This is a genomic window from Enterobacter cloacae complex sp. 309I3 (assembly GCF_050031595.1).
GTDB classification, from domain to species: Bacteria; Pseudomonadota; Gammaproteobacteria; order Enterobacterales; family Enterobacteriaceae; genus Enterobacter; species Enterobacter cloacae.
This window is the reverse complement of record NZ_JBLGWI010000001.1, coordinates 1430323-1454425: the sequence shown is the minus strand read 5'-3', so window position 1 is coordinate 1454425 and position 24103 is coordinate 1430323. Positions and strand designations below refer to the sequence as shown.

Sequence of the window (24103 nt, the reverse complement as noted above, 5' to 3'; positions counted from 1 at the left end):
GCACACACAAGGTCAGATTTAACAAAAAAGATACAATTTTGTTATATTGCGTTAGCTATCACGCTTTTAAAACTTATGACATAAAGTGGCCCTGCAACCGATAGCGGCTACCGGGGAATAGCAGTCTTGCATGCGACACAATCTGCGCGGATGACCAGGTGCGGCGGCGGATCAGCAGGCAGGGATCGTGCTCTTTGATACGCAGCAGCTCGCACTCCTGCGGCGTCGCGCGCACCGCTTCCACAATGTGCTCCCCTTCCGTCAGCGGTGCGACAAGCGAGAGAAAGGCATGCGGCGTGGTTTGAGTGTAATCCTGGTCCAGATAGTCCGGTATCCGTTCGGCGTTTACGCAGCGATCCTCAATCTGCACCGGCACGTCATTTTCGAAATGCACCATTACGGAATGGAAGATCCGGGTTCCCTCCTTGACGTTCAGTACCGCAGCCTGCTCGGCGCTGGCCTGCGTCTCTTCAAGCACCAGCACTTCGCAGTGGTGCTGATGGTTTCGCGACGCTATCTCGTCCGCAATGCTGCGGATTTCAAACAGCGCCGATTGTCCTTTTGGCTCCGCCACAAACGTCCCGACCCCCTGCAGACGCACCAGCAGGCCTTCGTCGGTTAGCTCGCGTAACGCCCGGTTGATGGTCATCCGGCTAAAACCAAACTGCGCCACCAGATCGGCTTCAGAGGGAATGCGGTCATGCGGCCGCCAGACGCCGGTGGCGATTTTTTCGCTGATCGTCTGCTTCACCTTTTCGTAGAAAGGCGCGGGAGAGCCGGACGGCGGCTGAGGTGAGCGTGAGAACATCGTGACTCCTTAAATGTTGTTATGCCCACCAGTGAGCAATTTGCCAGGCCAGACGGGCGGCAAGCTTCGCCCCCTGTCCGTCCCGATCGTAGTGAGGGTTAAATTCTACCAGATCGGCGGCCTGCAGTTTTCCGCTACGGCAAATGCGCTCTATCGCGGGCAGGAGATCCCGCGCAGGCACGCCTAACGCCGCGGGGGCTGACACGGCGGGCATCTCGGCTGCGGGCAGAACGTCCAGATCAATGGTGAGGTAAACACGATCGGCCTGCGCCAGCACCTGTTCCAGCGCTGGTAGCGCATCCCGGTGGAAATGCAGATCGTCCACCAGCGTGGCGTTAAGCCGTTCAGCCTCGTCAAACAGCGCCTGGGTGTTCGCCGCGCGGCTGACGCCAAAACAGGCGTACTGAAATTCCCGCGCATGGTCAGCACAGTAGTTCGCCAGCTGACGAAACGGGGTGCCGGAGGTGGCCCGTTCGGCCTTGCGCAAATCAAGATGCGCATCCAGGTTGATGACCGCCACGCGCTCATTCGGGAACGCCTCAAGAATACCACGGCCGTGGGCCCAGGCGGTCTCGTGTCCGCCGCCCAACACCAGCGTACGCATGCCAGCCTGCTGACAGGTGACCACGGCAACGCTCAGTGCCTGTTGGCCCTCTTCCAGTTGGTCATCCTCAACGTAAACCGACCCCATGTCCACCAGCCGTTCGTGGCCGGAATGCGTTGCCATGTTCGCCAGCGCCTTACGCAGCACGTCGGGAGCCTGCGCCGCCCCCTGCCTGCCCTGATTACGCCTTACTCCTTCATCACAGGCAAAGCCTATCAGCGCAATCGCGGATGAAACCGGGGTAAATTGCGACGGCTGGCGTATGGTCTGAAAAATACGTTTTGCGTTGCTGGCCTCGGCGCTGTCGTCGCGCCCCTGCCAGACGGTCTTAGCAACGGGCTGCCAACTCATACTGCCTCCCCCCGGAAAATGCGTTGATACAGCGGATTGCGTCCCGGCTCGTAAACCATTTCTACCGGATGGTCTGCATCCCAGACGATAAAATCAGCCATGAAACCGGCCTTTAACTGCCCGTGCGTTGTTCCACGCCCCAGCGCCTGCGCGGCGTGCCGCGTGACGCCAGCCCAGGCCTCTTCAGGCGTCAGGCCAAACTGTACGCAGGCCATGTTCATGGCCAGATGAATGCTCGCGAACGGGCTGGTGCCAGGGTTGTAATCCGTGGCGACCGCCATCGGTACGCCCTGCGCCCGGAGCTGTTCAACCGGTGGACGCTGACGCTCCTGAAGAAAATAGAACGCGCCGGGCAGCAGTACCGCAACCGTGCCGCTTTGCGCCATGGCCTGAACACCCTTCTCATCCAGGTATTCGATATGATCGGCAGATAACCCTTTAAATCGGCTGACCAGCGCCGCACCGCCCAGGTTAGAAAGTTGCTCCACGTGCCCTTTCACCGGAATATCCCGTGCGCGGGCGGCCAGGAAAAGCCGCTCGGTTTGTGCTGGCGTGAAGCCGACGTTTTCACAAAAAACATCCACCGCTTCGAACAGCCCTTTTTGCCACAGTTCGGGCATGATCTGCTCGCACACCAGGGTAAGGTACGCGTCTGGATCGTGGCGGTATTCCGCCGGAACCGCATGTGCCGCCAGCAGGGTTGGGCTGATCTCAACCGGATTACTCAGGCTGAGCTGGCGTGCGACCTGCAGCATTTTTTCTTCAGCCGCGGCGTTAAGACCGTAGCCGGATTTGATTTCCAGGGTGGTCACCCCTTCATTCATTAACCGCTCCAGCCGCTGCTGCGCCAGTGTAAGCAAATTTTCCGGCGAACTGTCGCGGGTTGCCGAGACGGTGGCGTTAATTCCGCCCCCCTGTGCGCTGATGGTCTGATAGGAGACACCGTTGAGACGCTGCTCCCACTCCGCCGCGCGATTGCCGCCAAACACCAGGTGGGTATGGCAGTCGATAAGACCCGGCGTGACCAGGCGTCCACCGAGATCGACGCATTTATCATGCCCGGAAGGGAGGTCTGCTTCAGGAATAACGGCCAGAAGGGTTTGACCGCGCACCACAAGGGCATGATGCGCTTGCAGGCCATAAGATTCTTCACCAGGAACCATTGTCGCCAGTCGCGCATTTCGCCATATCACATCGTCGGGATGAAGTTGCAGCATAAGCCTTTCACTTGTCATGGGTTGTATAGACATTTATTTTCATCTGCTGGCTGCTGTCAACCGCCTTTATGAAAATGTTATTTATTTGTGACGACTTTCCCGCCCCCTGCGGGCGAAAAATGCAACTTTTCCCCTTTTTATCTTCCCGTTTCGCTCAACTTAGTATAAAAAAGCAGGCTATTTCGTCTATCTCGTTTAAGACTTGCATACCCAGGAGCTTCACCTTGAACATTTCCAGGATTTCCCGTCTGGCGTTGGCACTCGCCTTTGGCGTGACATTATCCGCATGCAGTTCAACGCCACCGGATCAGCGACCTTCTGAGCAGGTCGCGCCAGGCACCGCGTCCCGTCCGATTTTGTCCGCTGATGAAGCGAAAAACTTCGATCGCGCGCACTACTTCTCCGCGATGGATCCAAACGCTGCGCCGTGGACGCCGTCTTCTATTAACCTGCCGAAGCAGCCAAACTTTGTTGTGGGTCCGGCAGGGGCGCAGGGCGTGACGCATACCTCTATTCAGGCTGCGGTTGACGCTGCCATCACCAAACACAGCGCATCTCGCCAGTACATCGCGATCATGCCAGGTGAATATGAAGGTACCGTTTACATTCCGGCAGCACCGGGCAGCATCACCCTTTACGGTCTGGGCGAAAAAGCCATCGACGTTAAAATTGGTCTGGCGATTGATTCCGAAATGGACAGCACCACCTGGCGTCACCTGGTCAACCCGGCGGGTAAATACATGCCGGGCAAACCAGCCTGGTATATGTTTGATAACTGCCAGAGCAAGCGTGCCGCTACCATTGGCGTGATGTGTTCTGCGGTCGTCTGGTCTCAGAACAACGGTCTGCAACTGCAGAACCTGACCATTCAGAACACCCTGGGCGACAGCGCTGATGCGGGTAACCACCAGGCCGTGGCGCTGCGTAGCGATGGCGACAAAGTGCAGATCAACAACGTGAATATTCTGGGTCGTCAGAACACCTTCTTCGTGACCAACAGCGGCGTACAGAACACCCTGCAGAATAACCGTCTGACCCGTACGCTGGTGACCAACAGCTACATCGAAGGTGATGTGGATATGGTCTCCGGTCGTGGCGCGGTGGTATTTGATAACACCGATTTCCGCGTCGTGAACTCACGTACCCAGCAGGAAGGTTATGTCTTTGCGCCAGCGACACAGTCTAACCTGTTCTACGGCTTCCTCGCCGTCAACAGCCGCTTCAACGCCTCCGGTGACGGCGTGGCGCAGCTGGGTCGCTCCCTGGACGTGGACTCTGCAACCAACGGTCAGGTTGTGATCCGCGACAGCGTTATCAACGAAGGTTTCAACGTGGCAAAACCATGGGCTGACGCCGCCATCTCCAAACGTCCATTCTCCGGCAATACCGGTTCCGTGGACGATAAAGGAAACGTGCAGCGCAACCTGAACGACGCTAACTTCAACCGCATGTGGGAATACAACAACCGCGGTCTGGGTAGCAAAGTGGTTGCTGAGCCGAAGCAGTAATCTGTTTTGCCGGGTGGCGGCTTCGCCTTACCCGGCCTGTCCGTTAATGCAGTACCATCGGGCATAAAAAAACCTCGCGTTCGCGAGGTTTTTTGTTTTAAGCCGCTTAGTGAGCGTTAACCACTACCCACATTGGCCCCTGGCCTACCGCATAGCGCCCTTTCTCTTCCAGCAGGCCCTGCTCGCCTTTGATTTCGTACAGCGCGATGTGGTGAGACTTCTGCCCCGCTGCAATCAGGTATTTACCGCTGTGATCGATATTAAAGCCACGCGGCTGCGTTTCCGTCGGCTGGAAGCCTTCTACTGCCAGCACGCTGCCGTCTTCCGAGACGCTAAAGATGGTGATCAGGCTGGAAGTACGGTCACAGGCGTAGAGATGGCGACCATCCGGCGTAATGTGAATATCCGCCGCCCAGCGGGTATCCGAGAAGTCAGACGGCATCATATCCAGCGTCTGCACGCACTCAATCTGCCCGTTAGGATCTTTCAGTTCCCAGACGTCCACTGAACTGTTCAGCTCGTTGACCACGTAGGCGTACTGTTGGTTTGGATGGAAGACCATATGACGCGGGCCTGCCCCCTCTACAGTGGTCACTTCAGCCGGATTCTGCGCCACCAGGTGACCATCGTCGCTCAGGGTAAACAGGCAGATACGATCCTGCTTCAGCGCCGGTACCCACAGCGTGCGGTTGTCCGGGGAGATATTCGCCGAGTGGCAGCCTTCCAGCCCTTCAACCACATCCACGGTTTCGACCGGAATGCCCTCTTCCAGACGCGTCACGCTGACACAGCCCGCGTTATAGGAGCCGCTGAAAACAAAGTTGCCCTGGCGATCGGTTGAGATGTGGGTTGGACTACCCGGCAATGGCGCTTCCGCAGTGTAAGTCAGCGCGCCGTCATCCGGAGAGATGCGGTAGGCCAGCACGCGAAACTCCGGGCGCACACCCACGTACAAGAAACGTTTATCCGGGCTGATCGCCATTGGTTGTACCTGACCTGGCACATCAACAACCTGCACCAGCGTGAGGGTCCCCTCGGCATTTAAACGCCAGACGTGGATCTGCTGGCTTTCAGGACTGGCGGTATAAACGGTTTGTTTCATGAATATTCACTCCTCACTGCGCATGAAAGTAGTTAACTTTTGACGGTGAATGCTGAATTGTCGACGGGAATTTTGACGCGTTCGCCTCTCGGTGTACCATCCCATCAGATCGTAAATTCAATATTAACCCGGAAAAACAAATGACCTCGCGTGTGATTGCTCTGGATTTAGACGGTACCTTACTGACGCCGCAAAAAACCCTTCTCCCCTCCTCCCTTCAAGCGCTTAAACGCGCGCAGGAAGTGGGTTATCAACTCCTTATCGTAACGGGTCGACATCACGTTGCCATTCACCCTTTTTATCAGGCACTGGCGTTAGATACACCTGCAATTTGTTGTAATGGCACTTATTTGTATGATTATCAAGCAAAAAAGGTTTTAGAATCCGACCCGCTGCCGGTTCCCCAGGCATTGCAGTTAATAGATCTGCTGGATGAACATGCGATCCACGGCCTGATGTATGTCGATAATGCGATGGTCTATGAGCGCCCGACCGGCCACGTTATCCGCACCACCAACTGGGCTCTGTCTCTGCCAGAAGCGCAGCGTCCGGTCTTTACCCAGGTCTCTTCCCTGCGCCAGGCGGCTCAGGATGTTGAGGCTATCTGGAAATTCGCGTTGACCGATGAAGATACCACCAAACTGAATACCTTCGCGAAACACGTTGAACAGGCGCTGGGTCTGGAGTGCGAATGGTCCTGGCATGACCAGGTGGATATTGCCCGTAAAGGCAACAGCAAAGGTAAACGCCTGACGCAGTTCGTGGAGTCTCAGGGGTGGTCAATGCAGGATGTAATCGCCTTTGGCGATAACTACAACGACATCAGCATGCTGGAAGCCGCCGGAACGGGCGTGGCAATGGGCAATGCCGATGACGCGGTGAAAGCGCGCGCTAACGTGGTGATTGGCGATAACACCACCGACAGCATCGCGCAGTATATTTATACCCACCTGCTGTAATCAGGTGGTAATGGAGACGCTCTTGATTTGCGCGTAAAGCCACAGGCCAGATTTGATCCCTAACTCATCCCTGGCCCACGGACTGATCCGTGCCCAGAGCGTCCTGCTCCCCACCTCAAGCTGCACCTCTACCTGACCGTTATCATCAAAACACTCGGCGACCTTCGCGCGCAGGATATTTCGGATACTGGTCTGCAGCGGAGGCTGTAAAACCAGAGAGACATCCGACGCCTGAATACGAATACGCAGCGCCGACTGCAGGGGCGTGTCGATTTTATTCACCCACAGGTGCTGGTCGCCCAATGCCAGGGCGGTCATCGCGTAATGCGGGTGGTGCTCCAGCACGCTCACCTTCAGGATACTGCTCTGCTGCTCCCGGGGCAGCCACGGGTGCATGACGCTACTGCCCCAGACCTCTTCAAGATTGCCAAACGCCTTTACGCTGCCGTTTTCCAGCACCAGTACGTTATCCGCCAGATGCAGAATTTCATCCAGGGAGTGGCTGACGTACAGCATCGGGATCTTGATTTCACGCGCCAGGCGCTGGAGATACGGCAGGAGTTCACGTTTACGCGGAATATCCAGCGAGGCCAGCGGCTCATCAAGCAGCAGGAGTTCGGGGGCGGTGAGCAACGCGCGCCCTATCGCCACCCGCTGTTTCTCACCGCCGGAGAGCGAGGAAGGCAACCGGTCAAGCAGTGGCTCAATGCCCAGCAGCGCCACCAGCTTGTCAAACTGCGCGGCCATGCTTTTGGCCATGCCGTAACGCAGATTCCCGCGCACGCTGTAGTGCGGGAATAACCGCGCATCCTGAAACACATAGCCAATACGCCGTTTATCCGGCGTCAGGTAAATCTTGTTTTCAACGTCATTCAGGACGCGATTATTCACCACAATGCGCCCTGCCTGAGGACGTGTCAGGCCACCGATCGCATTAATGAGCGAGGTTTTCCCGGCGCCGGAGACCCCAAAGATGGCGGTGATGCCGGTGGCAGGCAGCGTCTCGTCCAGTGTAAGGGTGTGGTTTCCCAGCGTCTGGGTGAAATGGAGTTCCAGCATAACTATTTCCCCATCCGCTCGCGGCTGAGTCGCGCCAGCCATTCAGAGACCAGCAGCGATATCAGCGCCAGCACAATTGAGATAACACACAGACGCGCCGCAGCACCTTCGCCACCTGGCGTCTGTATCAGCGTATACATGGCCGAAGGGATCGTCCGCGTTTCACCGGGGATGTTCGAAACAAAGGTAATGGTGGCACCGAATTCACCCAGCGAACGGGCAAAGGCCAGTACCGTACCGACAATAATGCCCGGCAGCGTGAGCGGTAGCGTAATGGTGAAAAAGACGCGCCAGCGCCCGGCACCCAGCGTGCGGGCGGCCTGTTCCAGTTTGATATCCACCCCTTCCAGCGCCAGGCGGATAGCCCTCACCATCAGCGGAAATGACATCACCGCCGCGGCCAGCACCGCACCGCGCCAGCTAAAGGCAAAGGTCAGCCCGAACCAGTCGTACAGCCATTGGCCGATAAACCCGCGTCGGCCCATGGACACCAGCAGCAGATATCCCACCACGACGGGCGGCAATACCAGCGGAAGATGGAGAACGCTGTCAAGTAGCGCTTTGCCGGGAAACTTACAGCGCACCAGCAACCAGGCAAAAAAGATCCCAAAGGGCAAACTTAGCGCAACCGCCAGGGAAGAGACTTTCAGGCTCAGCAGTACAGCCTGCCATTCAGGATCGGTCAATATCATTCGTGAGTCGTAAATCCATAACGTTTAAAGATTGCGGACGCTTCCGGCCCCTTCAGGTACGCCTGGAAGGCCGTCACGGTCGCATTTTTATGTCCATCAACAATCGCAACAGGATATTCCACTTTCTTGTGGGCGTCTTCCGGGAACGTGCCAACCACTTTGACCCCCTTGCTGGCAACGGCATCCGAGCCGTAGACAATGCCCAGCGGAGCCTCATTGCGCTCCACCAGCGCCAGCGCACCGCGTACGTCTTCCGCCGGCGCCAGATCTGATGACAGTGTCTGCCACGCGCCCAGTTTCTGCAGGGCCTCTTTCGCGTAAATCCCAGCCGGTACATGGTCCGGATCGCCCACTGCCAGCCGGCCACCGTTCAGAAGACGCGTCCAGTGAGTCTCTTTGTTGATGGTGATGTCACCCTGCGGACTGGCTTTTGGCGCGACCACGACAAGGCTATTCCCCAGCAGCGTTTCGCGGGTTGTTGTATCCACGGCTTTCTTCTCAACGGCGTAATCCATCCATTTCTGATCGGCAGAGATGAACAGATCGGCCGGTGCCCCCGCTTCTATCTGGCGCGCCAGTGTAGAAGAAGACGCGAAAGAGGAGACGACGTCGACGTTCTTCTCTTTTTTATACGCAGCAGCAATATCCTGCATCGCATTCGTCAGCGACGCCGCCGCAAAAACCGTAATTTTACCTTCGTCGGCCAGCGCGTGTCCGGTCAGCGAAAGTGCCAGCGTTGCCCCTGCGAAAAAGCGTAACCCTGTACGTGCCATCTGTAGCTCCTGTGAGTTTCGTTATATACGCAATAATATAACGACAACGCCGGAGATATCCCAGCGTTAAATCGTACCGATCAAGAGGTACAATTACCGGATGCTTTAAATCATATCGGCGATGACGAAAAATACTTGAGAGCAAAACGCCCGGGCAAGCCGGGCGTTATGTGGGGAATCAGTGCTGCTTTTTAGCGCGGTCTCTGTGACCAATGTTCGAAAAGACGTTGAACACTTCACCCAGGCCGTAGATGGCACCGAGGATGATGGCCATCACTACTGGTACCATGATCACGGCGAATACCAGACTTTTCAACAACTCTAACATGGTTTTCTCCAGATATTGTGGACGGCTTATTCTACCCTGAAAAGTAAGAAAAACATCCCCTTTTGTGCGGTCCCCTTTGCGCCCTGTGCCATTTGGTTCACAATAGCCCTTTTGTCAGGACACTCCGTTATGCAGGCTGAAATTCTCCTTACCCTACGACTTCAGCAGAAGCTTTTCGCCGATCCGCGACGTATCGCCCTGCTTAAACAAATAGAACAAACGGGTTCAATAAGCCAGGGGGCAAAGAACGCGGGCATTAGTTATAAAAGCGCCTGGGACGCGATCAACGACATGAATACCCTGAGCGAGCAGATGCTGGTTGAGCGAGCCACGGGCGGCAAAGGGGGCGGTGGCGCCGTGCTGACCCGCTACGGCCAGCGTCTGATTCAGCTTTATGACCTGCTGGCCCAGATCCAGCAGAAAGCGTTCGATGTGCTAAGTGACGATGATAACCTCCCGCTGGACAGCCTGTTAGCCGCCATTTCTCGCTTCTCACTCCAGACCAGCGCCCGCAACCAGTGGTTTGGCACGGTCACCGCGCGCGATAACGGGCAGGTGCAGCAACATATCGAGATCCTGCTTGCCGACGGCACCACCCGCCTGAAAGCCGCGATTACCGCCCAAAGCGGAGAGCGTCTGGGGCTGGATGAAGGCAAGGAGGTGCTGGTGTTGCTGAAAGCGCCGTGGGTCGCAGTGACGCGCGATGCCGAACGCGCCAAAGCGGCAGACAACCAGCTGCAGGGCACCATCCAGCGCATTGAACGTGGTGAAGCGCAGTGTGAGGTCCTGATGACCCTGCCGGACGGCCAGGTGCTGTGCGCGACGGTTGCCCTGAGCGAGGCGCACGAATTAGAAGAAGGTGCTGTAGTCACCGCATATTTCAACGCAGACCGGGTAATTATCGCCACATTGTGCTGAGCGGATTGACAAGCGTGTCGACAGTGAGTATCCCTGACATCTGATGCTGCAAAAAATGGGATAAATCATGTCATCATTGCATATTTCGCAAGGTACGTTTCGTCTTGGCGATACCCGAACGCTGACGCTGCCAGATTTAACACTCCATGCGGGTGAAAGCTGGGCATTTGTGGGCACCAACGGAAGCGGCAAGTCCGCGCTGGCCCGGGCGCTGGCCGGAGAGCTCATCCTGCTTAAAGGAGAACGCCAGAGCCATTTTACGCGTACGACGCGCCTGTCGTTTGAACAGCTGCAGAAGCTGGTGAGCGATGAATGGCAGCGTAACAATACGGACCTCCTCAGCCCGGGCGAAGAAGACACGGGCCGCACAACGGCAGAAATTATTCTGGATGAAGTCAACAATCCCGCCCGTTGTCAGCAGCTGGCGGAGCAGTTTGGCATCACCGCCCTTCTCAACCGCCGCTTCAAATACCTTTCTACCGGCGAGACGCGTAAAACGCTGCTCTGCCAGGCGCTGATGAGTGAACCTGAGCTGTTAATCCTGGATGAGCCGTTCGACGGTCTGGACGTGCAGTCCCGCGCCCAGCTGGCGGACCTGCTGGCCTCGCTTAACCAGCAGGGCTACACCCTTGTGCTGGTGCTTAACCGTTTTGATGAAATCCCGGATTTTGTGCAGAACGCCGGGGTGCTGGCGGACTGCAGCCTTACCGAAACCGGCGAAAAATCGGTACTACTGAAGCAGGCGTTGATTGCCCAACTGGCGCACAGCGAAAAGCTCGACGGCATTACCCTGCCCGAACCCGACGCCCCTTCGGTACGTCTCGCTTTAGATCCCAATCAGCCGCGGATTGTGCTGCGTGACGGGGTGGTCTCTTATGACGATCGTCCGATCCTGAATCATCTCAGCTGGACGGTTAATCCGGGCGAACACTGGCAGATTGTCGGTCCCAACGGCGCGGGGAAATCGACGCTGCTGAGTCTGATCACCGGCGATCACCCGCAGGGCTACAGTAACGATTTGACCCTGTTTGGCCGCCGTCGCGGAAGCGGTGAAACCATCTGGGATATCAAAAAGCATATCGGCTATGTCAGCAGCAGCCTGCATCTGGATTACCGGGTCAGCACCACCGTACGCAATGTGATCCTCTCCGGGTACTTTGATTCCATCGGTATTTATCAGGCGGTATCGGACAAACAGCACAAGCTGGCCCAGCAGTGGCTGGATATTCTGGGGATGGACAACCGGGTCGCTGACGCGCCGTTTCACAGTCTGTCCTGGGGGCAGCAGCGTCTGGCATTGATCGTCCGGGCGCTGGTGAAACACCCGACGCTGCTGATCCTCGATGAGCCGCTTCAGGGGCTGGATCCGCTGAACCGCCAGCTGATCCGTCGCTTTGTGGATGTGCTGATTGGCGAAGGTGAGACCCAGTTACTGTTTGTCTCACATCATGCTGAAGACGCACCGGCCTGCATCACGCACCGTCTGGAGTTTATCCCGGACGGTGAGCACTATCGCTACCTGCTGAGCAAAATCGATTAACTTCCGGAGGGCGCCGCCCTCCGCTTTTCAGATAACCTGCAGTGATACTTCTTTATCTCTTTGATCTACAATGCGACTGGATCAAAAAAAAGCGGGTTTGAAAAACAGTGTAAACGATTCCACTAATTTATCCCATGTCACACTTTTCACGTCTCTGTTATGCTATGGTTATTACATACCATAAGCCTAATGGAGCGAAATATGCGAGTTCTGGTAACAGGTGGTAGCGGTTACATAGGAAGTCATACCTGTGTGCAACTGCTGCAAAACGGTCATGATGTCATCATCCTCGACAACCTGTGCAATAGTAAGCGCAGCGTGCTGCCTGTGATTGAACGTCTTGGCGGAAAACAGCCGACTTTCGTCGAAGGTGACATCCGCAATGAAGCGTTGATGACCGAGATCCTCCACGACCATGCCATTGAAACGGTGATCCACTTCGCTGGCCTGAAAGCGGTCGGTGAGTCGGTCGCGAAGCCGCTTGAGTATTACGACAACAACGTCAACGGTACCCTGCGTCTTATCTCCGCCATGCGCGCGGCGAACGTCAAAAACTTCATCTTTAGCTCATCCGCCACCGTCTACGGCGACCAGCCCAAAATTCCTTACGTTGAAAGCTTCCCCACCGGTACGCCACAAAGCCCGTACGGCAAAAGCAAACTGATGGTGGAACAGATCCTGACCGACCTGCAAAAAGCACAGCCGGAGTGGAGCATCGCCCTGCTGCGCTACTTCAACCCGGTCGGCGCCCATCCGTCAGGCGATATGGGTGAAGATCCGCAGGGTATTCCAAATAACCTGATGCCGTATATCGCACAGGTGGCGGTGGGCCGCCGCGAGTCGCTGGCGGTGTTCGGCAATGACTACCCAACCGAAGATGGCACCGGCGTGCGTGATTACATCCACGTTATGGATCTGGCCGACGGCCACGTGGCAGCAATGCAGCAGTTGGCCGACAAACCGGGCGTGCATATTTACAACCTCGGCGCCGGTATTGGCAGCAGCGTGCTGGATGTGGTTAACGCCTTCAGCAAAGCCTGCGGTAAGCCGGTCAACTATCACTTCGCCCCCCGCCGCGAAGGAGACCTCCCGGCATACTGGGCAGATGCAACCAAAGCCGATAAAGAGCTTAACTGGCGTGTTACCCGCACGCTGGATGAAATGGCACAGGATACCTGGCACTGGCAGTCTCGCCACCCACAAGGTTATCCGGACTAAGGATCCGTCATGACTTCATTCAATCCCGTCGATCATCCGCATCGTCGTTTTAACCCGCTTAGCGGGCAATGGATTTTGGTGTCTCCGCATCGCGCCAAGCGCCCCTGGCAGGGGGCGCAAGAGACGCCTGCAAAACAGACGCTGCCACAGCACGACCCGGACTGCTTCCTGTGTCCGGGCAACACCCGCGTAACGGGAGATAAAAACCCGGACTACAAAGGCACCTTCGTTTTCACCAACGATTTTGCCGCGCTCATGACCGACACGCCGGACGCGCCGCAGAGCGATGATCCGCTGATGCGTTGTGAAAGCGCCCGGGGAACCAGCCGCGTGATCTGCTTCTCGCCCGATCACAGCAAAACGCTACCGGAGCTTAGCGTTGATGCGCTGAAAGAGGTGGTGAGCACCTGGCAGGCACAAACTGCGGAGCTGGGCCAGACTTATCCGTGGGTGCAGGTATTCGAAAATAAAGGCGCCGCGATGGGCTGCTCTAACCCGCATCCACACGGGCAGATCTGGGCGAACAGTTTCCTGCCCAACGAAGCCGAACGAGAAGATCGCCTGCAAAAAGCCTATTACGCGGAAAACGGCTCCCCGATGCTGGTGGACTACACCCGGCGTGAACTGGCCGACGGTAGCCGTACTGTGGTCGAAACGGAACACTGGCTGGCCGTTGTACCGTACTGGGCGGCGTGGCCCTTTGAAACGCTGCTGCTGCCTAAAGCACATGTTCAGCGCATTACGGATCTCAGCGACGCACAGCGTGACGATCTTGCGCTGGCGCTGAAAAAGCTGACCAGCCGTTACGACAATCTGTTCCAGTGCTCCTTCCCGTACTCAATGGGCTGGCACGGCGCACCGTTTAACGGCGAAGAGAATCAACACTGGCAGTTGCATGCCCATTTCTATCCGCCGCTGCTGCGTTCTGCGACGGTGCGTAAATTTATGGTGGGCTATGAAATGCTGGCGGAAACCCAGCGTGACCTGACGGCAGAACAGGCCGCAGAACGCCTGCGTGCCGTTAGCGATGTCCATTATCGCGAATCAGGAGTCTAATAAATGAGTCTGAAAGATAAAACACAATCCCTGTTTGCTGAAAAATTTGGCTACCCTGCCACCCACGTTATCCAGGCACCTGGCCGCGTAAACCTGATTGGTGAACACACCGACTACAACGACGGTTTTGTTCTGCCCTGTGCCATTGATTACCAGACGGTGATCGCCTGCGCAAAGCGCGATGACCACAAAGTGCGCGTGATTGCGGCGGATTACGGTAATGAGGTGGACGAGTTTTCCTTCGATGCCCCGATTGTTATCCACGACAGCCAGCAGTGGTCCAACTATGTGCGCGGCGTGGTGAAACATCTGCAAAAGCGTAACAAGAATTTTGGCGGTGCAGATCTCGTCATCAGCGGCAACGTGCCACAAGGGGCCGGTTTAAGCTCGTCGGCATCCCTGGAAGTGGCGGTGGGAACCGTCTTCCAGCAGCTGTACCATCTGCCGCTGGACGGGGCGCAAATCGCACTGAACGGCCAGGAAGCGGAGAATCAGTTTGTGGGCTGCAACTGCGGCATCATGGACCAGCTTATCTCCGCGCTGGGCAAAAAAGAGCATGCGTTACTGATTGACTGCCGAACGCTTGGAACCAAAGCCGTTCCCCTGCCAAAGGGTGCCGCGGTCGTGATTATCAACAGCAACTTTAAACGTACGCTGGTGGGCAGCGAGTACAACACCCGCCGCGAGCAGTGCGAAACCGGCGCACGCTTCTTCCAGCAGCCGGCCCTGCGCGACGTGACGCTTGATGAATTCAACAAAGTGGCGCACGAGCTGGATCCGGTAGTGGCAAAACGCGTTCGTCATGTGCTGACCGAAAACGCCCGAACCGTTGAAGCCGCTTCCGCGCTGGCAAAAGGAGACCTGAAACGTATGGGGGAACTGATGGCTGAGTCCCACGCCTCCATGCGCGATGACTTCGAAATCACCGTTCCGCAAATCGACACCCTGGTGGAGATTGTCAAAGCGGTCATCGGCGATAAAGGCGGTGTACGCATGACGGGCGGTGGTTTTGGTGGCTGCATCGTCGCTCTGGTGCCGGAAGATCTCGTCCCGGCCGTCCAGTCGGCGGTGGAGAAACAGTACGAAGCCAAAACGGGCATTAAAGAAACGTTCTATGTTTGTAAAGCATCACAAGGAGCCGGACAGTGCTAAACGAAACGCCAACCCTCGCACCGGATGGTCTGCCGTATCGCCTGTTAACCCTGCGCAACAGCGCGGGGATGGTTGTTACGCTCATGGACTGGGGTGCCACCCTACTTTCCGCCCGCGTACCAATGCCAGACGGCAGCGTGCGCGAAACCCTTCTCGGCTGCGCGTCGCCTGAGCAGTATATCAACCAGGCCGCCTATCTTGGCGCGTCCGTCGGGCGCTATGCGAACCGCATTGCGAAAAGCCGTTTTGAGCTCGACGGTGTTCGCTACACGTTGCTGCCAAGCCAGGGTGAGAACCAGCTGCATGGTGGACCGGAAGGATTTGACAAACGCCGCTGGAAAATTGTCCAGCAAAACGACCGGGAAGTGCTGTTTTCACTTGACTCGCTGGATGGCGACCAGGGATTCCCGGGTAACCTTACCGCGTTTGCACGCTTTACGCTGACCGACGACAACCGTATCGCCATTGAATACCGTGCGACGGCCGATAAGCCGTGTCCGGTCAACCTGACCAACCACGCCTACTTCAATCTGGACGGTAATCAGTGCGATGTGCGTAACCATAAGCTGCAGATCCTTGCGGATGCCTATTTGCCGGTGGACGAGATGGGCATTCCGTATCAGGGGCTGAAGCCCGTGGAAGGTACCAGCTTTGACTTCCGCAACTCAAAATCTATCGCCCAGGATTTCCTGAGCGATGACGATCAGCGCAAGGTGAAAGGTTACGACCACGCGTTCCTGCTGCAGGCACAAGGCGATGTGAAACAGCCTGCTGCACAGGTCTGGTCTGCGGATGAAAAACTGCAGATGACGGTCTACACCAGCGCCCCTGCCCTGCAATTCTACTCCGGTAACTATCTTGGCGGGACAACCGCACGTGAGCACGGCGAGTACAGCGACTGGCAAGGTCTGGCGCTGGAAAGCGAGTTCCTGCCGGACAGCCCGAACCATCCCGAATGGCCACAGCCGGACTGTGTGCTGCGCCCGGGTGAAGAGTACGTCAGCGTCACCGAGTATCATTTTACTCCGCACGGTTAACCTCCGGCCGCAACATCGTCAGCCCTCCCCTGGAGGGCTTTTTTCTGCACGCCTTGCTGAAAATAGCGCCAATCGCAGACAAAATCATAACCCTGGATTCACAAGCACCTTACACTCAGAGACTATTTTCGCTATGGTTAGGGTTAAGCGTTGCTGCTGGCACGGCCACGGCAATATAATGAGAATTGTTATCATTCTAAAAATGCTTGAGGAGTAAGAGATGGCTATTACTAAGCTGGTTCTGGTGCGCCACGGCGAAAGCCAGTGGAACAACGAAAACCGCTTCACCGGTTGGTACGACGTTGATCTGTCTGAGAAAGGCGTAAGCGAAGCAAAAGCAGCAGGTAAACTGCTGAAAGAAGAAGGCTTCAGCTTTGATTTTGCTTACACCTCTGTGCTGAAACGTGCCATCCACACCCTGTGGAACGTGCTGGACGAGCTGGATCAGGCCTGGCTGCCGGTTGAGAAATCCTGGAAACTGAACGAGCGTCACTACGGTGCGCTGCAGGGTCTGAACAAAGCTGAAACCGCTGAGAAATACGGTGACGAGCAGGTTAAACAGTGGCGTCGCGGCTTCGCGGTAACCCCACCAGAGCTGACCAAAGATGACGAGCGCTATCCGGGCCACGACCCGCGTTACGCGAAACTGACCGACGCTGAGCTGCCAACCACCGAGAGCCTGGCGCTGACCATTGACCGCGTTGTTCCTTACTGGAACGAAACCATTCTGCCACGCCTGAAAAGCGGTGAGCGCGTGATCATCGCCGCTCACGGTAACTCCCTGCGCGCGCTGGTGAAATACCTGGACAACATGGGTGAAGACGAGATCCTCGAACTGAACATCCCAACTGGCGTACCGCTGGTGTATGAGTTCGACGAAAACTTCAAGCCAATCAAACACTACTATCTGGGTAACGCGGATGAGATCGCAGCGAAAGCCGCGGCTGTTGCGAACCAGGGTAAAGCGAAGTAATTTTCGCCGGACATAAAAAAAGCGCGGAGCCTTCCGCGCTTTTTTATTTGAGCCGGAAGAATCAACCGCGACGGGCTTTTACCGCATTCGCCAGCTGACGCAGGATGGCGTCGGTATCTTCCCAGCCAATGCAGGCATCCGTCACGCTCTTGCCATAGACCAGCGGCTCGCTGCCTTCGAGGTTCTGGTTACCCTCAACCAGATGGCTTTCAATCATCACCCCAATCACCGCTTTCTCGCCGCCAGCAATCTGCTGACAAACATCTGCGCCAACTTCCATCTGCTTTTTAAACTGCTTGCTGGAGTTGGCGTGGCTGAAGTCGATCATCACCTGAGGCGGCAGCCCCGCTTTTTCCAGCCCGACCTTCACCTCTGCGACATGTTTTGCGCTGTAGTTAGGCTCTTTACCGCCGCGCAGAATGATATGGCAGTCACCGTTACCGCTGGTGTTAACAATGGCAGAGTGACCCCATTTGGTCACGGACAGGAAGCAGTGTGGTGCCCCTGCCGCATTGATGGCATCAATAGCGACTTTGATGGTGCCATCGGTACCGTTTTTAAAACCCACCGGGCAAGAGAGGCCGGACGCCAGTTCACGATGAACCTGAGATTCAGTGGTACGCGCGCCAATGGCGCCCCAGCTCATCAGGTCTGCCAGATATTGTGGCGTAATCATATCCAGGAACTCACCGGCGGCTGGCAGGCCACTGTCGTTAATCTCCAGCAGCAGCTTGCGCGCAATACGCAGGCCGTCGTTAATCTGGAAGCTGTTGTCCATATGCGGATCGTTAATCAGCCCTTTCCAGCCAACGGTGGTGCGCGGCTTTTCAAAGTACACGCGCATCACAATTTCCAGCTCATCTTTAAGCTCTTCGCGCAGCTTAAGCAGTCTCGCGGCATACTCTTTTGCCGCAGCAGGATCGTGGATAGAGCACGGGCCAATCACCACCAGAAGACGATCGTCATTACCTTTCAGGATCTTGTGGATCGCTTTACGAGCATGAGAAACCGTGTTTGCGGCATTTTCAGTGGCGGGGAATTTCTCAAGGAGTGCTACAGGAGGTAATAACTCATTGATCTCTTTAATGCGTAAATCGTCGTTCTGATAATTCATCTTCTTTCCAGCTCTGCCATATCTTTAGTAATGAAAGCAATCCTTTCAATCTATCTTGTCGACCAGGAAGTGTAAACACGGTTTTACACTTCACGCAGATAATTCCTGGAATTCGCCTAAAAATCGCCACAAAATAGCGAAAAACGAGATCTAACCTAAGCTTTTTAACTGTAACAACCATTTTTGCTTTATTAAACGCGATTCCCTACTGACGTAAGTCCGTCTGGCGGGATCTTTCGCCTCTGAAAAAGATGCACTGTTGGAGAATGTTATCCAGCGTAACGACAAGAACAGGAGCACCATGATGAAAATGACGAAACTGGCAACTCTCTTCCTGACGGCAACCCTCACCCTGGCAAGCGGCAGCGTTCTTGCGGCTGAAACGAGCTCATCGGGTAACGGCGATGCTAACGCGGCTGCGTCAGCAGGCCAGGTGGCCCCTGATGCCAAACAGAATGTCGCCCCGAACAATGTCGATAACAGCCAAATTAATAACGGGAACACGAATACCGGCGGCACGATGCTGCACCCTGATGGTACCGACTCAGGCACCATGAATCATGACAATATGAGCAAGGATGAGGTTCACAAAAACACAATGTGTAAAGACGGCCGTTGCCCGGACGCGAATGACAAAGTGGGCGATGATGCCAATACCAAAACGGATGGTACAACCCAGTAACCGGTTATTGATTTAACTGCGAAAGGAGAGCTCAGGCTCTCCTTTCTTTTTGAGTAACTTATTAAAAACGCTACACTAATAACAATAACGAATCAGGAAAGATAACATGGCTCACACACATTCCCACGCCTCCGGCGACGACAACGCTAAACGCCTGCTGCTGGCCTTCGGCGTTACCGCCACCTTCATGATTATTGAGGTCATCGGCGGTTTGATCTCCGGCTCCCTGGCGCTGCTGGCTGACGCCGGACATATGCTTACCGATGCAGCAGCGCTGCTTTTTGCCCTCCTGGCCGTACAGTTTGCCCGTCGTCCTCCTAATGCACGCCATACGTTCGGCTGGCTGAGGCTGACGACGCTTGCCGCGTTTGTTAATGCGATTGCGCTGGTGGTCATTACCCTTCTTATCGTCTGGGAGGCCATTCAGCGCTTCAGACACCCTCAGCCGGTCGCCGGGATGACAATGATGGCGATCGCCGTGGCGGGGCTGCTTGCCAATCTTCTGGCCTTCTGGATTTTGCATCGCGGCAGTGGCGAAAAGAACCTTAACGTACGCGCCGCGGCTCTGCATGTGATGGGAGATTTACTGGGCTCGGTGGGAGCCATTGTTGCCGCACTGGTGATCCTCTACACCGGCTGGACGCCTGTCGACCCTATTCTTTCTGTACTGGTCTCGTGTCTGGTGTTACGCAGCGCCTGGCGGCTATTGAAGGAGAGCGTCAATGAGTTGCTTGAGGGGGCGCCCGCCTCGGTGGATATCGCCGAGTTAAAACGTAATCTGCATCGTTCAGTTCCTGAAGTACGTAACGTCCACCACGTACACGTCTGGCTGGTGGGCGAGAAACCGGTTATGACGTTGCACGTCCAGGTGATCCCGCCGCACGACCACGATGCGCTGCTCGAACGCATCCAGCACTTTCTTGAACATCACTATGAAATTGGTCACGCGACCATCCAGATGGAGTACCAGCCCTGTAACGGGCCGGATTGCCACCTGAATGAGGCGCAGTCCGACCATTCACATCATCACCACCACTAACTGGAGAGCGCGTGAGAGCCTCGCTCACGCGCGCTGTTAATCCACATCCGGCTTCCGTTCAGGGCAATGAAGGTCAACAGCAGATATTCCAGAGACATCGCATAGACGCCCTGCAGGGCGAAAATCACCACGCTGATGACATTGATGATGACCCACAGCAGCCAGTTCTCAACGTATTTACGGGTCATCAGGATCATCGCCGCAATGGACAACACCATCATGCAGGAATCCCAGAACGGGAAAGCATCCGGCTGAAGCACAGGCATTGTCACCTGTAACCCGATGCCGGACATGGCCGCCACAGCAATGCGGGTCAGGAAAGCAAATACCGGGTTGATGTAGACCGTCATTAAACCAATGGCGACCACACACGCGACAAACCAGGCGATGGCTTTCGGCAAGGGTAACCAGCGGATCTGCAGCTCGGCCTCCTGCTGGCTGTTCTGCCGCGACCACGCGTACCACCCGTAGATATTGGCCGCAAAAAAGAACAGCTGCAAAAGCAAGCTTGCGTAGAGCTGGATCTGGAAGAAGATAATCGCAAACAGCGTAACGTTAATGAGCCCGAACGCGTAATTGCTGATCTTCTCCAGGCTTGCGAGCCAGATACAGAGTAATCCCGCCAGCGTGCCAACGGCCTCAATCCATGACAGGTCATAGCCACCTGCACCAATCGGTATATGTACCAGAATGTTTTGTGTGCTAAAAAAATCCATCTTTTCCCCGGGACGTAGTGAATTAAGTACGTAGTGTAGCCGCAAAATCCAGCATGCGGTTAAGTGGAACTAACGCGCCTTCACGCAGAGCGGCATCCACATGGATCTCATGCGCCGCACCGCCGGTTTCTAACCCTTCGGCAATCGCTTTCAGGCCGTTCATCGCCATCCACGGACAGTGCGCACAGCTGCGGCACGTGGCCCCCTCGCCTGCGGTTGGCGCTTCGAGGAGCTCTTTCTCCGGCACGGCCTGCTGCATCTTGTAGAAGATACCGCGATCGGTCGCCACGATAAGCTGCTTATGCGGCAACGTTCTGGCAGCATTAATAAGCTGGCTGGTTGAACCCACGGCATCGGCCATGTCGACAATCGACTGTGGTGATTCAGGATGAACAAGAATAGCGGCGTCAGGGTAAAGCGCCTTCATGCGGGACAGTGCCTGCGTCTTGAACTCGTCATGAACGATGCAGGCGCCCTGCCAGCAGAGCACGTCTGCCCCGGTCTGCTTCTGGACGTAGCTTCCCAGATGGCGGTCGGGTGCCCAGATAATCTTCTCACCCAGGCTGTCCAGGTGCTCAATCAGTTCAACGGCGATGCTCGACGTAACAACCCAGTCTGCGCGCGCTTTCACTGCTGCCGACGTATTAGCGTACACCACCACGGTCCGGTCAGGATGGGCATCGCAGAAGGCCGAGAATTCGTCAATCGGACAGCCGAGATCCAGTGAACACTCCGCGTTCAGCGTTGGCATCAGGATGGTTTTTTCAGGGCTAAGGATTTTTGCCGTTTCCCCCATAAAACGCACCCCCGCAACCAGGAGCGTGGAAGCAGGATGTTTTGCACCAAAGCGCGCCATCTCCAGAGAGTCAGAAATACAGCCTCCGGTCTCTTCCGCCAGCTGCTGGATTTCCGGGTCGGTGTAGTAATGTGCCACCATCACGGCATCTCGCTCTTTGAGAAGACGCTTGATTTTCTCACGGTAGAACTGCTTTTCATCCATGTTCAGCGGAACAGGCTTCGGCGGGAAGGGATAGATTGCGGCTTCAGGATCAAACATCACGCTCATTATGGCTTCTCGTTTTACTGGCTTAACAATATTGCCTTTCTTTTGCCTGACATAGCAAAACGCAGGGCAATTGTGTTTTGTATACTAAACAAGATAGCGAATCTGGAGTGAAAAGTCACCGGGAATAGATGTGCGGAGCATTTGTTGTATCGCAGATAGCAAAAAAGCGCCTTTAGGGCGCTTTTTAACATTGGTGGGTCGTGCAGGATTCGAACCTGCGACCAATTGATTAAAAGTCAACTGCTCTACCAACTGAGCTAACGACCCCTTGCGGGATTTTTCTTCGAAGTGGTGGGTCGTGCAGGATTCGAACCTGCGACCAATTGATTAAAAGTCAACTGCTCTACCAACTGAGCTAACGACCCATTCGGGTGCTGACTTCGAAGATTTTACTCGGTTCCACATTTGAAGTGGTGGGTCGTGCAGGATTCGAACCTGCGACCAATTGATTAAAAGTCAACTGCTCTACCAACTGAGCTAACGACCCGAGTGGTGGGTGATGACGGGCTCGAACCGCCGACCCCCTCCGTGTAAAGGAGATGCTCTACCAACTGAGCTAATCACCCACTCTGTACTGCCGGAACTGCTTTAAGTGGTGGGTCGTGCAGGATTCGAACCTGCGACCAATTGATTAAAAGTCAACTGCTCTACCAACTGAGCTAACGACCCACTTTTACGCTGCTTTCACGTTGTTTGATATCCCGTGGCAACGGCGGCATATATTACTGATTTAAGAATTCTGCGCAACAAAAATTTCGATGAAGATCACTTAACTGCTTAGTAATCATGCTGCACGACCAGAAATAACGCGATTTCTGGTCATGCGATAATCATCCCATCGAACTCAGACGTTTTTGCGCCTGTTTGGCCCCTTCCGTGCCCGGGAATTTTGCAACCACCTGCTGATAAACCGCTTTGGCTTTCGCAGTGTCACCTTTGTCCTGCATGATCACGCCGACCTTAAACATCGCATCAGGCGCTTTTGGCGATTTCGGGTAATTTTTCACCACAGAAGCGAAATAAAACGCCGCATCGTCCTTTTTACCCTTGTTGTAATTCAACTGACCCAGCCAGTAATTTGCGTTTGGCTGGTAAGTGGAATCCGGGTACTTCTTAACGAAGTTCTGAAACGCAACGATAGCATCATCCTGGCGCGATTTATCCTGTACCAGTGCAATGGCCGCGTTGTAATCCGTGTTCGCGTCACCGCTCTGCACAGGCGCCCCTGTCGCAGCAGAGGCATCGGCTGAAGGCGCTGGCGCGTCTGTGGCCGCTCCGCTTTGATCGCCCGCTGCTGGTTGCGCTGCTGCCCCCCCGCTGCTCAGGCTATCAATCTGCAGCAAGATCTGCTTTTGACGTTCCACAACCTGGTTAAGCTGATACTGGCTCTCCTGAATCTGACCACGGAGGGAGTCGATATCAGTTTGGTTATCGGAAAGTTGTTGCTGGAGTTGGGTTAAAAGCTGACTGTGAGCGTTAGAGATACGCTCGAGTTGAGTGACCCGGTCTTCCACCGAGCCTGAGCCGACACTACTGATTGGTGCCTGAGCAAAAGCGGCCCAGGGGGCCGCTATTCCAACCAGTAACGACAGACTCAACAGATGATGTCTGAAGTTACTGCTCATGCAATTCTCTTAGTAAACCAGTACGGCACGACGGTTTTTGGCGTACGCCGCTTCGTCATGACCCAGTACTGCAGGTTTTTCTTTACCGTAAGAAACGATGGAGATCTGGTCAGCAGAAACGCCTTTACCCTGCAGGTACATTTTAACAGCGTTAGCACGACGTTCACCCAGGGAGATGTTGTACTCTGGTGTACCACGTTCGTCCGCGTGACCTTCTACGGTGACTTTGTAAGACGGGTTGCTACGCAGGAAGTTAGCGTGAGCATCCAGCATCGCAGCGAAGTCAGAACGGATGTCGTATTTATCCAGATCGAAGTAAACGATGTTGTTCTGCTGCAGCTGCTGCATCTGAAGACGCGCTTGCTCTTCAGAGGACATGTTGCCATTGCCGTTCGCGTCCATACCGGTGCCGGCACCCATCATGCCTTCGCCGCTCTGGTCATTGCTGGCGTTCTTGTTAGAAGAACACGCTGCGATTGCCATTACAGGCAGAGCGATCATCAGCCCCTTCAGCACTTTGTTCAGTTGCATTTCTATGATTCCTTTAGTAATCAATTAATTATTAT

The 24103-nt window shown here is 55.4% G+C and carries 24 protein-coding genes and 5 tRNA genes; 11 read left to right on the top strand and 18 right to left on the bottom strand.

Features of this window, described 5'->3' with window-relative positions; translation table 11 throughout:
• Positions 1-73 precede the first annotated feature (73 nt).
• From ACQG22_RS06815 to hutI, 3 genes are read right to left on the bottom strand one after another with little or no spacing between them, the layout of a single operon-like run.
• A complete protein-coding gene (locus ACQG22_RS06815; protein ID WP_013097507.1) occupies positions 74-808 on the bottom strand; it encodes a histidine utilization repressor in 735 nt (244 codons plus the stop codon).
• Between the two features lie 19 nt (positions 809-827).
• Complete coding sequence (hutG, locus tag ACQG22_RS06810; protein WP_369706374.1) at positions 828-1763, bottom strand: formimidoylglutamase; 936 nt, start codon at positions 1761-1763, stop codon at positions 828-830.
• Complete coding sequence (hutI, locus tag ACQG22_RS06805; protein ID WP_013097509.1) at positions 1760-2980, bottom strand: imidazolonepropionase; 1221 nt, start codon at positions 2978-2980, stop codon at positions 1760-1762. The genes hutG and hutI overlap by 4 nt, the downstream gene beginning before the upstream one ends.
• 224 nt (positions 2981-3204) lie before the next feature.
• Here hutI and ACQG22_RS06800 point away from each other — a divergent pair, with 224 nt between their 5' ends.
• The gene (locus ACQG22_RS06800) at positions 3205-4488 is read left to right on the top strand and encodes a putative acyl-CoA thioester hydrolase (RefSeq protein WP_013097510.1); all 1284 of its coding nucleotides are present in this window, start codon (positions 3205-3207) and stop codon (positions 4486-4488) included.
• Positions 4489-4594: 106 nt separating this feature from the next.
• Here the strand turns inward: ACQG22_RS06800 and pgl are convergent, their stop codons facing one another.
• Positions 4595-5590 (bottom strand): 6-phosphogluconolactonase, encoded by a 996-nt coding sequence (gene pgl, locus ACQG22_RS06795; RefSeq protein WP_013097511.1) that lies wholly within the window; start codon positions 5588-5590, stop codon positions 4595-4597.
• Between the two features lie 140 nt (positions 5591-5730).
• Here pgl and ACQG22_RS06790 point away from each other — a divergent pair, with 140 nt between their 5' ends.
• Positions 5731-6549 (top strand): pyridoxal phosphatase, encoded by an 819-nt coding sequence (locus tag ACQG22_RS06790; RefSeq protein WP_013097512.1) that lies wholly within the window; start codon positions 5731-5733, stop codon positions 6547-6549.
• Here the strand turns inward: ACQG22_RS06790 and modC are convergent, their stop codons facing one another.
• The 4 genes from modC to ACQG22_RS06770 all read right to left on the bottom strand — a co-directional run bounded on the left by modC (position 6550) and on the right by ACQG22_RS06770 (position 9401).
• Positions 6550-7608: a molybdenum ABC transporter ATP-binding protein ModC gene (gene modC / locus ACQG22_RS06785; protein WP_369706373.1), complete on the bottom strand. Its 1059-nt coding sequence runs from the start codon at positions 7606-7608 to the stop codon at positions 6550-6552.
• A gap of 2 nt (positions 7609-7610) precedes the next feature.
• Complete coding sequence (gene modB / locus ACQG22_RS06780; RefSeq protein ID WP_013097514.1) at positions 7611-8300, bottom strand: molybdate ABC transporter permease subunit; 690 nt, start codon at positions 8298-8300, stop codon at positions 7611-7613.
• Entirely contained in the window at positions 8297-9073 is a 777-nt protein-coding gene (gene modA, locus ACQG22_RS06775) for a molybdate ABC transporter substrate-binding protein (RefSeq protein WP_013097515.1), read from the bottom strand. Before modA ends, modB begins: the two co-directional genes overlap by 4 nt.
• Before the next feature lie 178 nt (positions 9074-9251).
• Positions 9252-9401 (bottom strand): AcrZ family multidrug efflux pump-associated protein, encoded by a 150-nt coding sequence (locus ACQG22_RS06770; RefSeq protein WP_013097516.1) that lies wholly within the window; start codon positions 9399-9401, stop codon positions 9252-9254.
• A 129-nt stretch (positions 9402-9530) separates the two neighbouring features.
• On the opposite strand from ACQG22_RS06770, the gene modE reads away from it, so the two are divergent.
• The 7 genes from modE to gpmA all read left to right on the top strand — a co-directional run bounded on the left by modE (position 9531) and on the right by gpmA (position 17295).
• Positions 9531-10319, top strand: a complete 789-nt coding sequence (gene modE, locus ACQG22_RS06765; RefSeq protein WP_013097517.1) for a molybdenum-dependent transcriptional regulator — start codon at positions 9531-9533, stop codon at positions 10317-10319.
• A gap of 67 nt (positions 10320-10386) precedes the next feature.
• The gene (gene modF, locus ACQG22_RS06760; protein ID WP_369706372.1) at positions 10387-11859 is read left to right on the top strand and encodes a molybdate ABC transporter ATP-binding protein ModF; all 1473 of its coding nucleotides are present in this window, start codon (positions 10387-10389) and stop codon (positions 11857-11859) included.
• Positions 11860-12060: 201 nt separating this feature from the next.
• A complete protein-coding gene (galE, locus tag ACQG22_RS06755; RefSeq protein WP_023622345.1) occupies positions 12061-13077 on the top strand; it encodes a UDP-glucose 4-epimerase GalE in 1017 nt (338 codons plus the stop codon).
• Between the two features lie 9 nt (positions 13078-13086).
• Positions 13087-14133: a galactose-1-phosphate uridylyltransferase gene (gene galT, locus ACQG22_RS06750; RefSeq protein WP_013097520.1), complete on the top strand. Its 1047-nt coding sequence runs from the start codon at positions 13087-13089 to the stop codon at positions 14131-14133.
• 3 nt (positions 14134-14136) lie between these two features.
• Positions 14137-15285 (top strand): galactokinase, encoded by a 1149-nt coding sequence (gene galK, locus ACQG22_RS06745; protein WP_369706371.1) that lies wholly within the window; start codon positions 14137-14139, stop codon positions 15283-15285.
• On the top strand, positions 15279-16322 hold the full coding sequence (gene galM, locus ACQG22_RS06740) for a galactose-1-epimerase (RefSeq protein WP_369706370.1): 1044 nt from the start codon (positions 15279-15281) through the stop codon (positions 16320-16322). Before galK ends, galM begins: the two co-directional genes overlap by 7 nt.
• Positions 16323-16542: 220 nt before the next feature.
• The gene (gene gpmA / locus ACQG22_RS06735) at positions 16543-17295 is read left to right on the top strand and encodes a 2,3-diphosphoglycerate-dependent phosphoglycerate mutase (protein ID WP_008501111.1); all 753 of its coding nucleotides are present in this window, start codon (positions 16543-16545) and stop codon (positions 17293-17295) included.
• Between the two features lie 61 nt (positions 17296-17356).
• Here the strand turns inward: gpmA and aroG are convergent, their stop codons facing one another.
• Complete coding sequence (gene aroG, locus ACQG22_RS06730) at positions 17357-18409, bottom strand: 3-deoxy-7-phosphoheptulonate synthase AroG (protein WP_013097523.1); 1053 nt, start codon at positions 18407-18409, stop codon at positions 17357-17359.
• Positions 18410-18713: 304 nt separating this feature from the next.
• Here aroG and ACQG22_RS06725 point away from each other — a divergent pair, with 304 nt between their 5' ends.
• A complete protein-coding gene (locus ACQG22_RS06725; RefSeq protein ID WP_020685076.1) occupies positions 18714-19091 on the top strand; it encodes a YbgS-like family protein in 378 nt (125 codons plus the stop codon).
• A gap of 106 nt (positions 19092-19197) precedes the next feature.
• Complete coding sequence (gene zitB / locus ACQG22_RS06720) at positions 19198-20130, top strand: CDF family zinc transporter ZitB (protein WP_013097525.1); 933 nt, start codon at positions 19198-19200, stop codon at positions 20128-20130.
• Here the strand turns inward: zitB and pnuC are convergent.
• From pnuC to pal, 9 genes are all read right to left on the bottom strand, one after another.
• Positions 20127-20846, bottom strand: coding sequence for a nicotinamide riboside transporter PnuC (gene pnuC, locus ACQG22_RS06715; protein ID WP_020685075.1), 720 nt, complete (start codon positions 20844-20846; stop codon positions 20127-20129). The two genes, zitB and pnuC, sit on opposite strands and share 4 nt — an antisense overlap.
• 22 nt (positions 20847-20868) lie before the next feature.
• A complete protein-coding gene (gene nadA, locus ACQG22_RS06710; RefSeq protein WP_045901305.1) occupies positions 20869-21912 on the bottom strand; it encodes a quinolinate synthase NadA in 1044 nt (347 codons plus the stop codon).
• A 191-nt stretch (positions 21913-22103) separates the two neighbouring features.
• Positions 22104-22179, bottom strand: a tRNA-Lys gene (locus ACQG22_RS06705).
• 22 nt (positions 22180-22201) lie between these two features.
• A tRNA-Lys gene (locus ACQG22_RS06700) sits at positions 22202-22277 on the bottom strand.
• 46 nt (positions 22278-22323) lie between these two features.
• Positions 22324-22399, bottom strand: a tRNA-Lys gene (locus ACQG22_RS06695).
• 3 nt (positions 22400-22402) lie between these two features.
• Positions 22403-22478, bottom strand: a tRNA-Val gene (locus ACQG22_RS06690).
• A gap of 27 nt (positions 22479-22505) precedes the next feature.
• Positions 22506-22581 (bottom strand) — tRNA-Lys (locus ACQG22_RS06685).
• Positions 22582-22742: 161 nt separating this feature from the next.
• Positions 22743-23537: a cell division protein CpoB gene (cpoB, locus tag ACQG22_RS06680; RefSeq protein ID WP_013097528.1), complete on the bottom strand. Its 795-nt coding sequence runs from the start codon at positions 23535-23537 to the stop codon at positions 22743-22745.
• Between the two features lie 9 nt (positions 23538-23546).
• The gene (pal, locus tag ACQG22_RS06675; protein ID WP_006177214.1) at positions 23547-24068 is read right to left on the bottom strand and encodes a peptidoglycan-associated lipoprotein Pal; all 522 of its coding nucleotides are present in this window, start codon (positions 24066-24068) and stop codon (positions 23547-23549) included.
• Positions 24069-24103: the final 35 nt, after the last annotated feature.

Bases quoted from the DNA above. Each gene is read 5' to 3' on its own strand.
- ACQG22_RS06815 (WP_013097507.1), bottom strand. From the start codon at position 808: ATGTTCTCACGCTCACCTCAGCCGCCGTCCGGCTCTCCCGCGCCTTTC.
- hutG (WP_369706374.1), bottom strand. From the start codon at position 1,763: ATGAGTTGGCAGCCCGTTGCTAAGACCGTCTGGCAGGGGCGCGACGAC.
- hutI (WP_013097509.1), bottom strand. From the start codon at position 2,980: ATGCTGCAACTTCATCCCGACGATGTGATATGGCGAAATGCGCGACTG.
- pgl (WP_013097511.1), bottom strand. From the start codon at position 5,590: ATGAAACAAACCGTTTATACCGCCAGTCCTGAAAGCCAGCAGATCCAC.
- ACQG22_RS06790 (WP_013097512.1), top strand. From the start codon at position 5,731: ATGACCTCGCGTGTGATTGCTCTGGATTTAGACGGTACCTTACTGACG.
- modC (WP_369706373.1), bottom strand. From the start codon at position 7,608: ATGCTGGAACTCCATTTCACCCAGACGCTGGGAAACCACACCCTTACA.
- modB (WP_013097514.1), bottom strand. From the start codon at position 8,300: ATGATATTGACCGATCCTGAATGGCAGGCTGTACTGCTGAGCCTGAAA.
- modA (WP_013097515.1), bottom strand. From the start codon at position 9,073: ATGGCACGTACAGGGTTACGCTTTTTCGCAGGGGCAACGCTGGCACTT.
- ACQG22_RS06770 (WP_013097516.1), bottom strand. From the start codon at position 9,401: ATGTTAGAGTTGTTGAAAAGTCTGGTATTCGCCGTGATCATGGTACCA.
- modE (WP_013097517.1), top strand. From the start codon at position 9,531: ATGCAGGCTGAAATTCTCCTTACCCTACGACTTCAGCAGAAGCTTTTC.
- modF (WP_369706372.1), top strand. From the start codon at position 10,387: ATGTCATCATTGCATATTTCGCAAGGTACGTTTCGTCTTGGCGATACC.
- galE (WP_023622345.1), top strand. From the start codon at position 12,061: ATGCGAGTTCTGGTAACAGGTGGTAGCGGTTACATAGGAAGTCATACC.
- galT (WP_013097520.1), top strand. From the start codon at position 13,087: ATGACTTCATTCAATCCCGTCGATCATCCGCATCGTCGTTTTAACCCG.
- galK (WP_369706371.1), top strand. From the start codon at position 14,137: ATGAGTCTGAAAGATAAAACACAATCCCTGTTTGCTGAAAAATTTGGC.
- gpmA (WP_008501111.1), top strand. From the start codon at position 16,543: ATGGCTATTACTAAGCTGGTTCTGGTGCGCCACGGCGAAAGCCAGTGG.
- aroG (WP_013097523.1), bottom strand. From the start codon at position 18,409: ATGAATTATCAGAACGACGATTTACGCATTAAAGAGATCAATGAGTTA.
- ACQG22_RS06725 (WP_020685076.1), top strand. From the start codon at position 18,714: ATGAAAATGACGAAACTGGCAACTCTCTTCCTGACGGCAACCCTCACC.
- zitB (WP_013097525.1), top strand. From the start codon at position 19,198: ATGGCTCACACACATTCCCACGCCTCCGGCGACGACAACGCTAAACGC.
- pnuC (WP_020685075.1), bottom strand. From the start codon at position 20,846: ATGGATTTTTTTAGCACACAAAACATTCTGGTACATATACCGATTGGT.
- nadA (WP_045901305.1), bottom strand. From the start codon at position 21,912: ATGAGCGTGATGTTTGATCCTGAAGCCGCAATCTATCCCTTCCCGCCG.
- cpoB (WP_013097528.1), bottom strand. From the start codon at position 23,537: ATGAGCAGTAACTTCAGACATCATCTGTTGAGTCTGTCGTTACTGGTT.
- pal (WP_006177214.1), bottom strand. From the start codon at position 24,068: ATGCAACTGAACAAAGTGCTGAAGGGGCTGATGATCGCTCTGCCTGTA.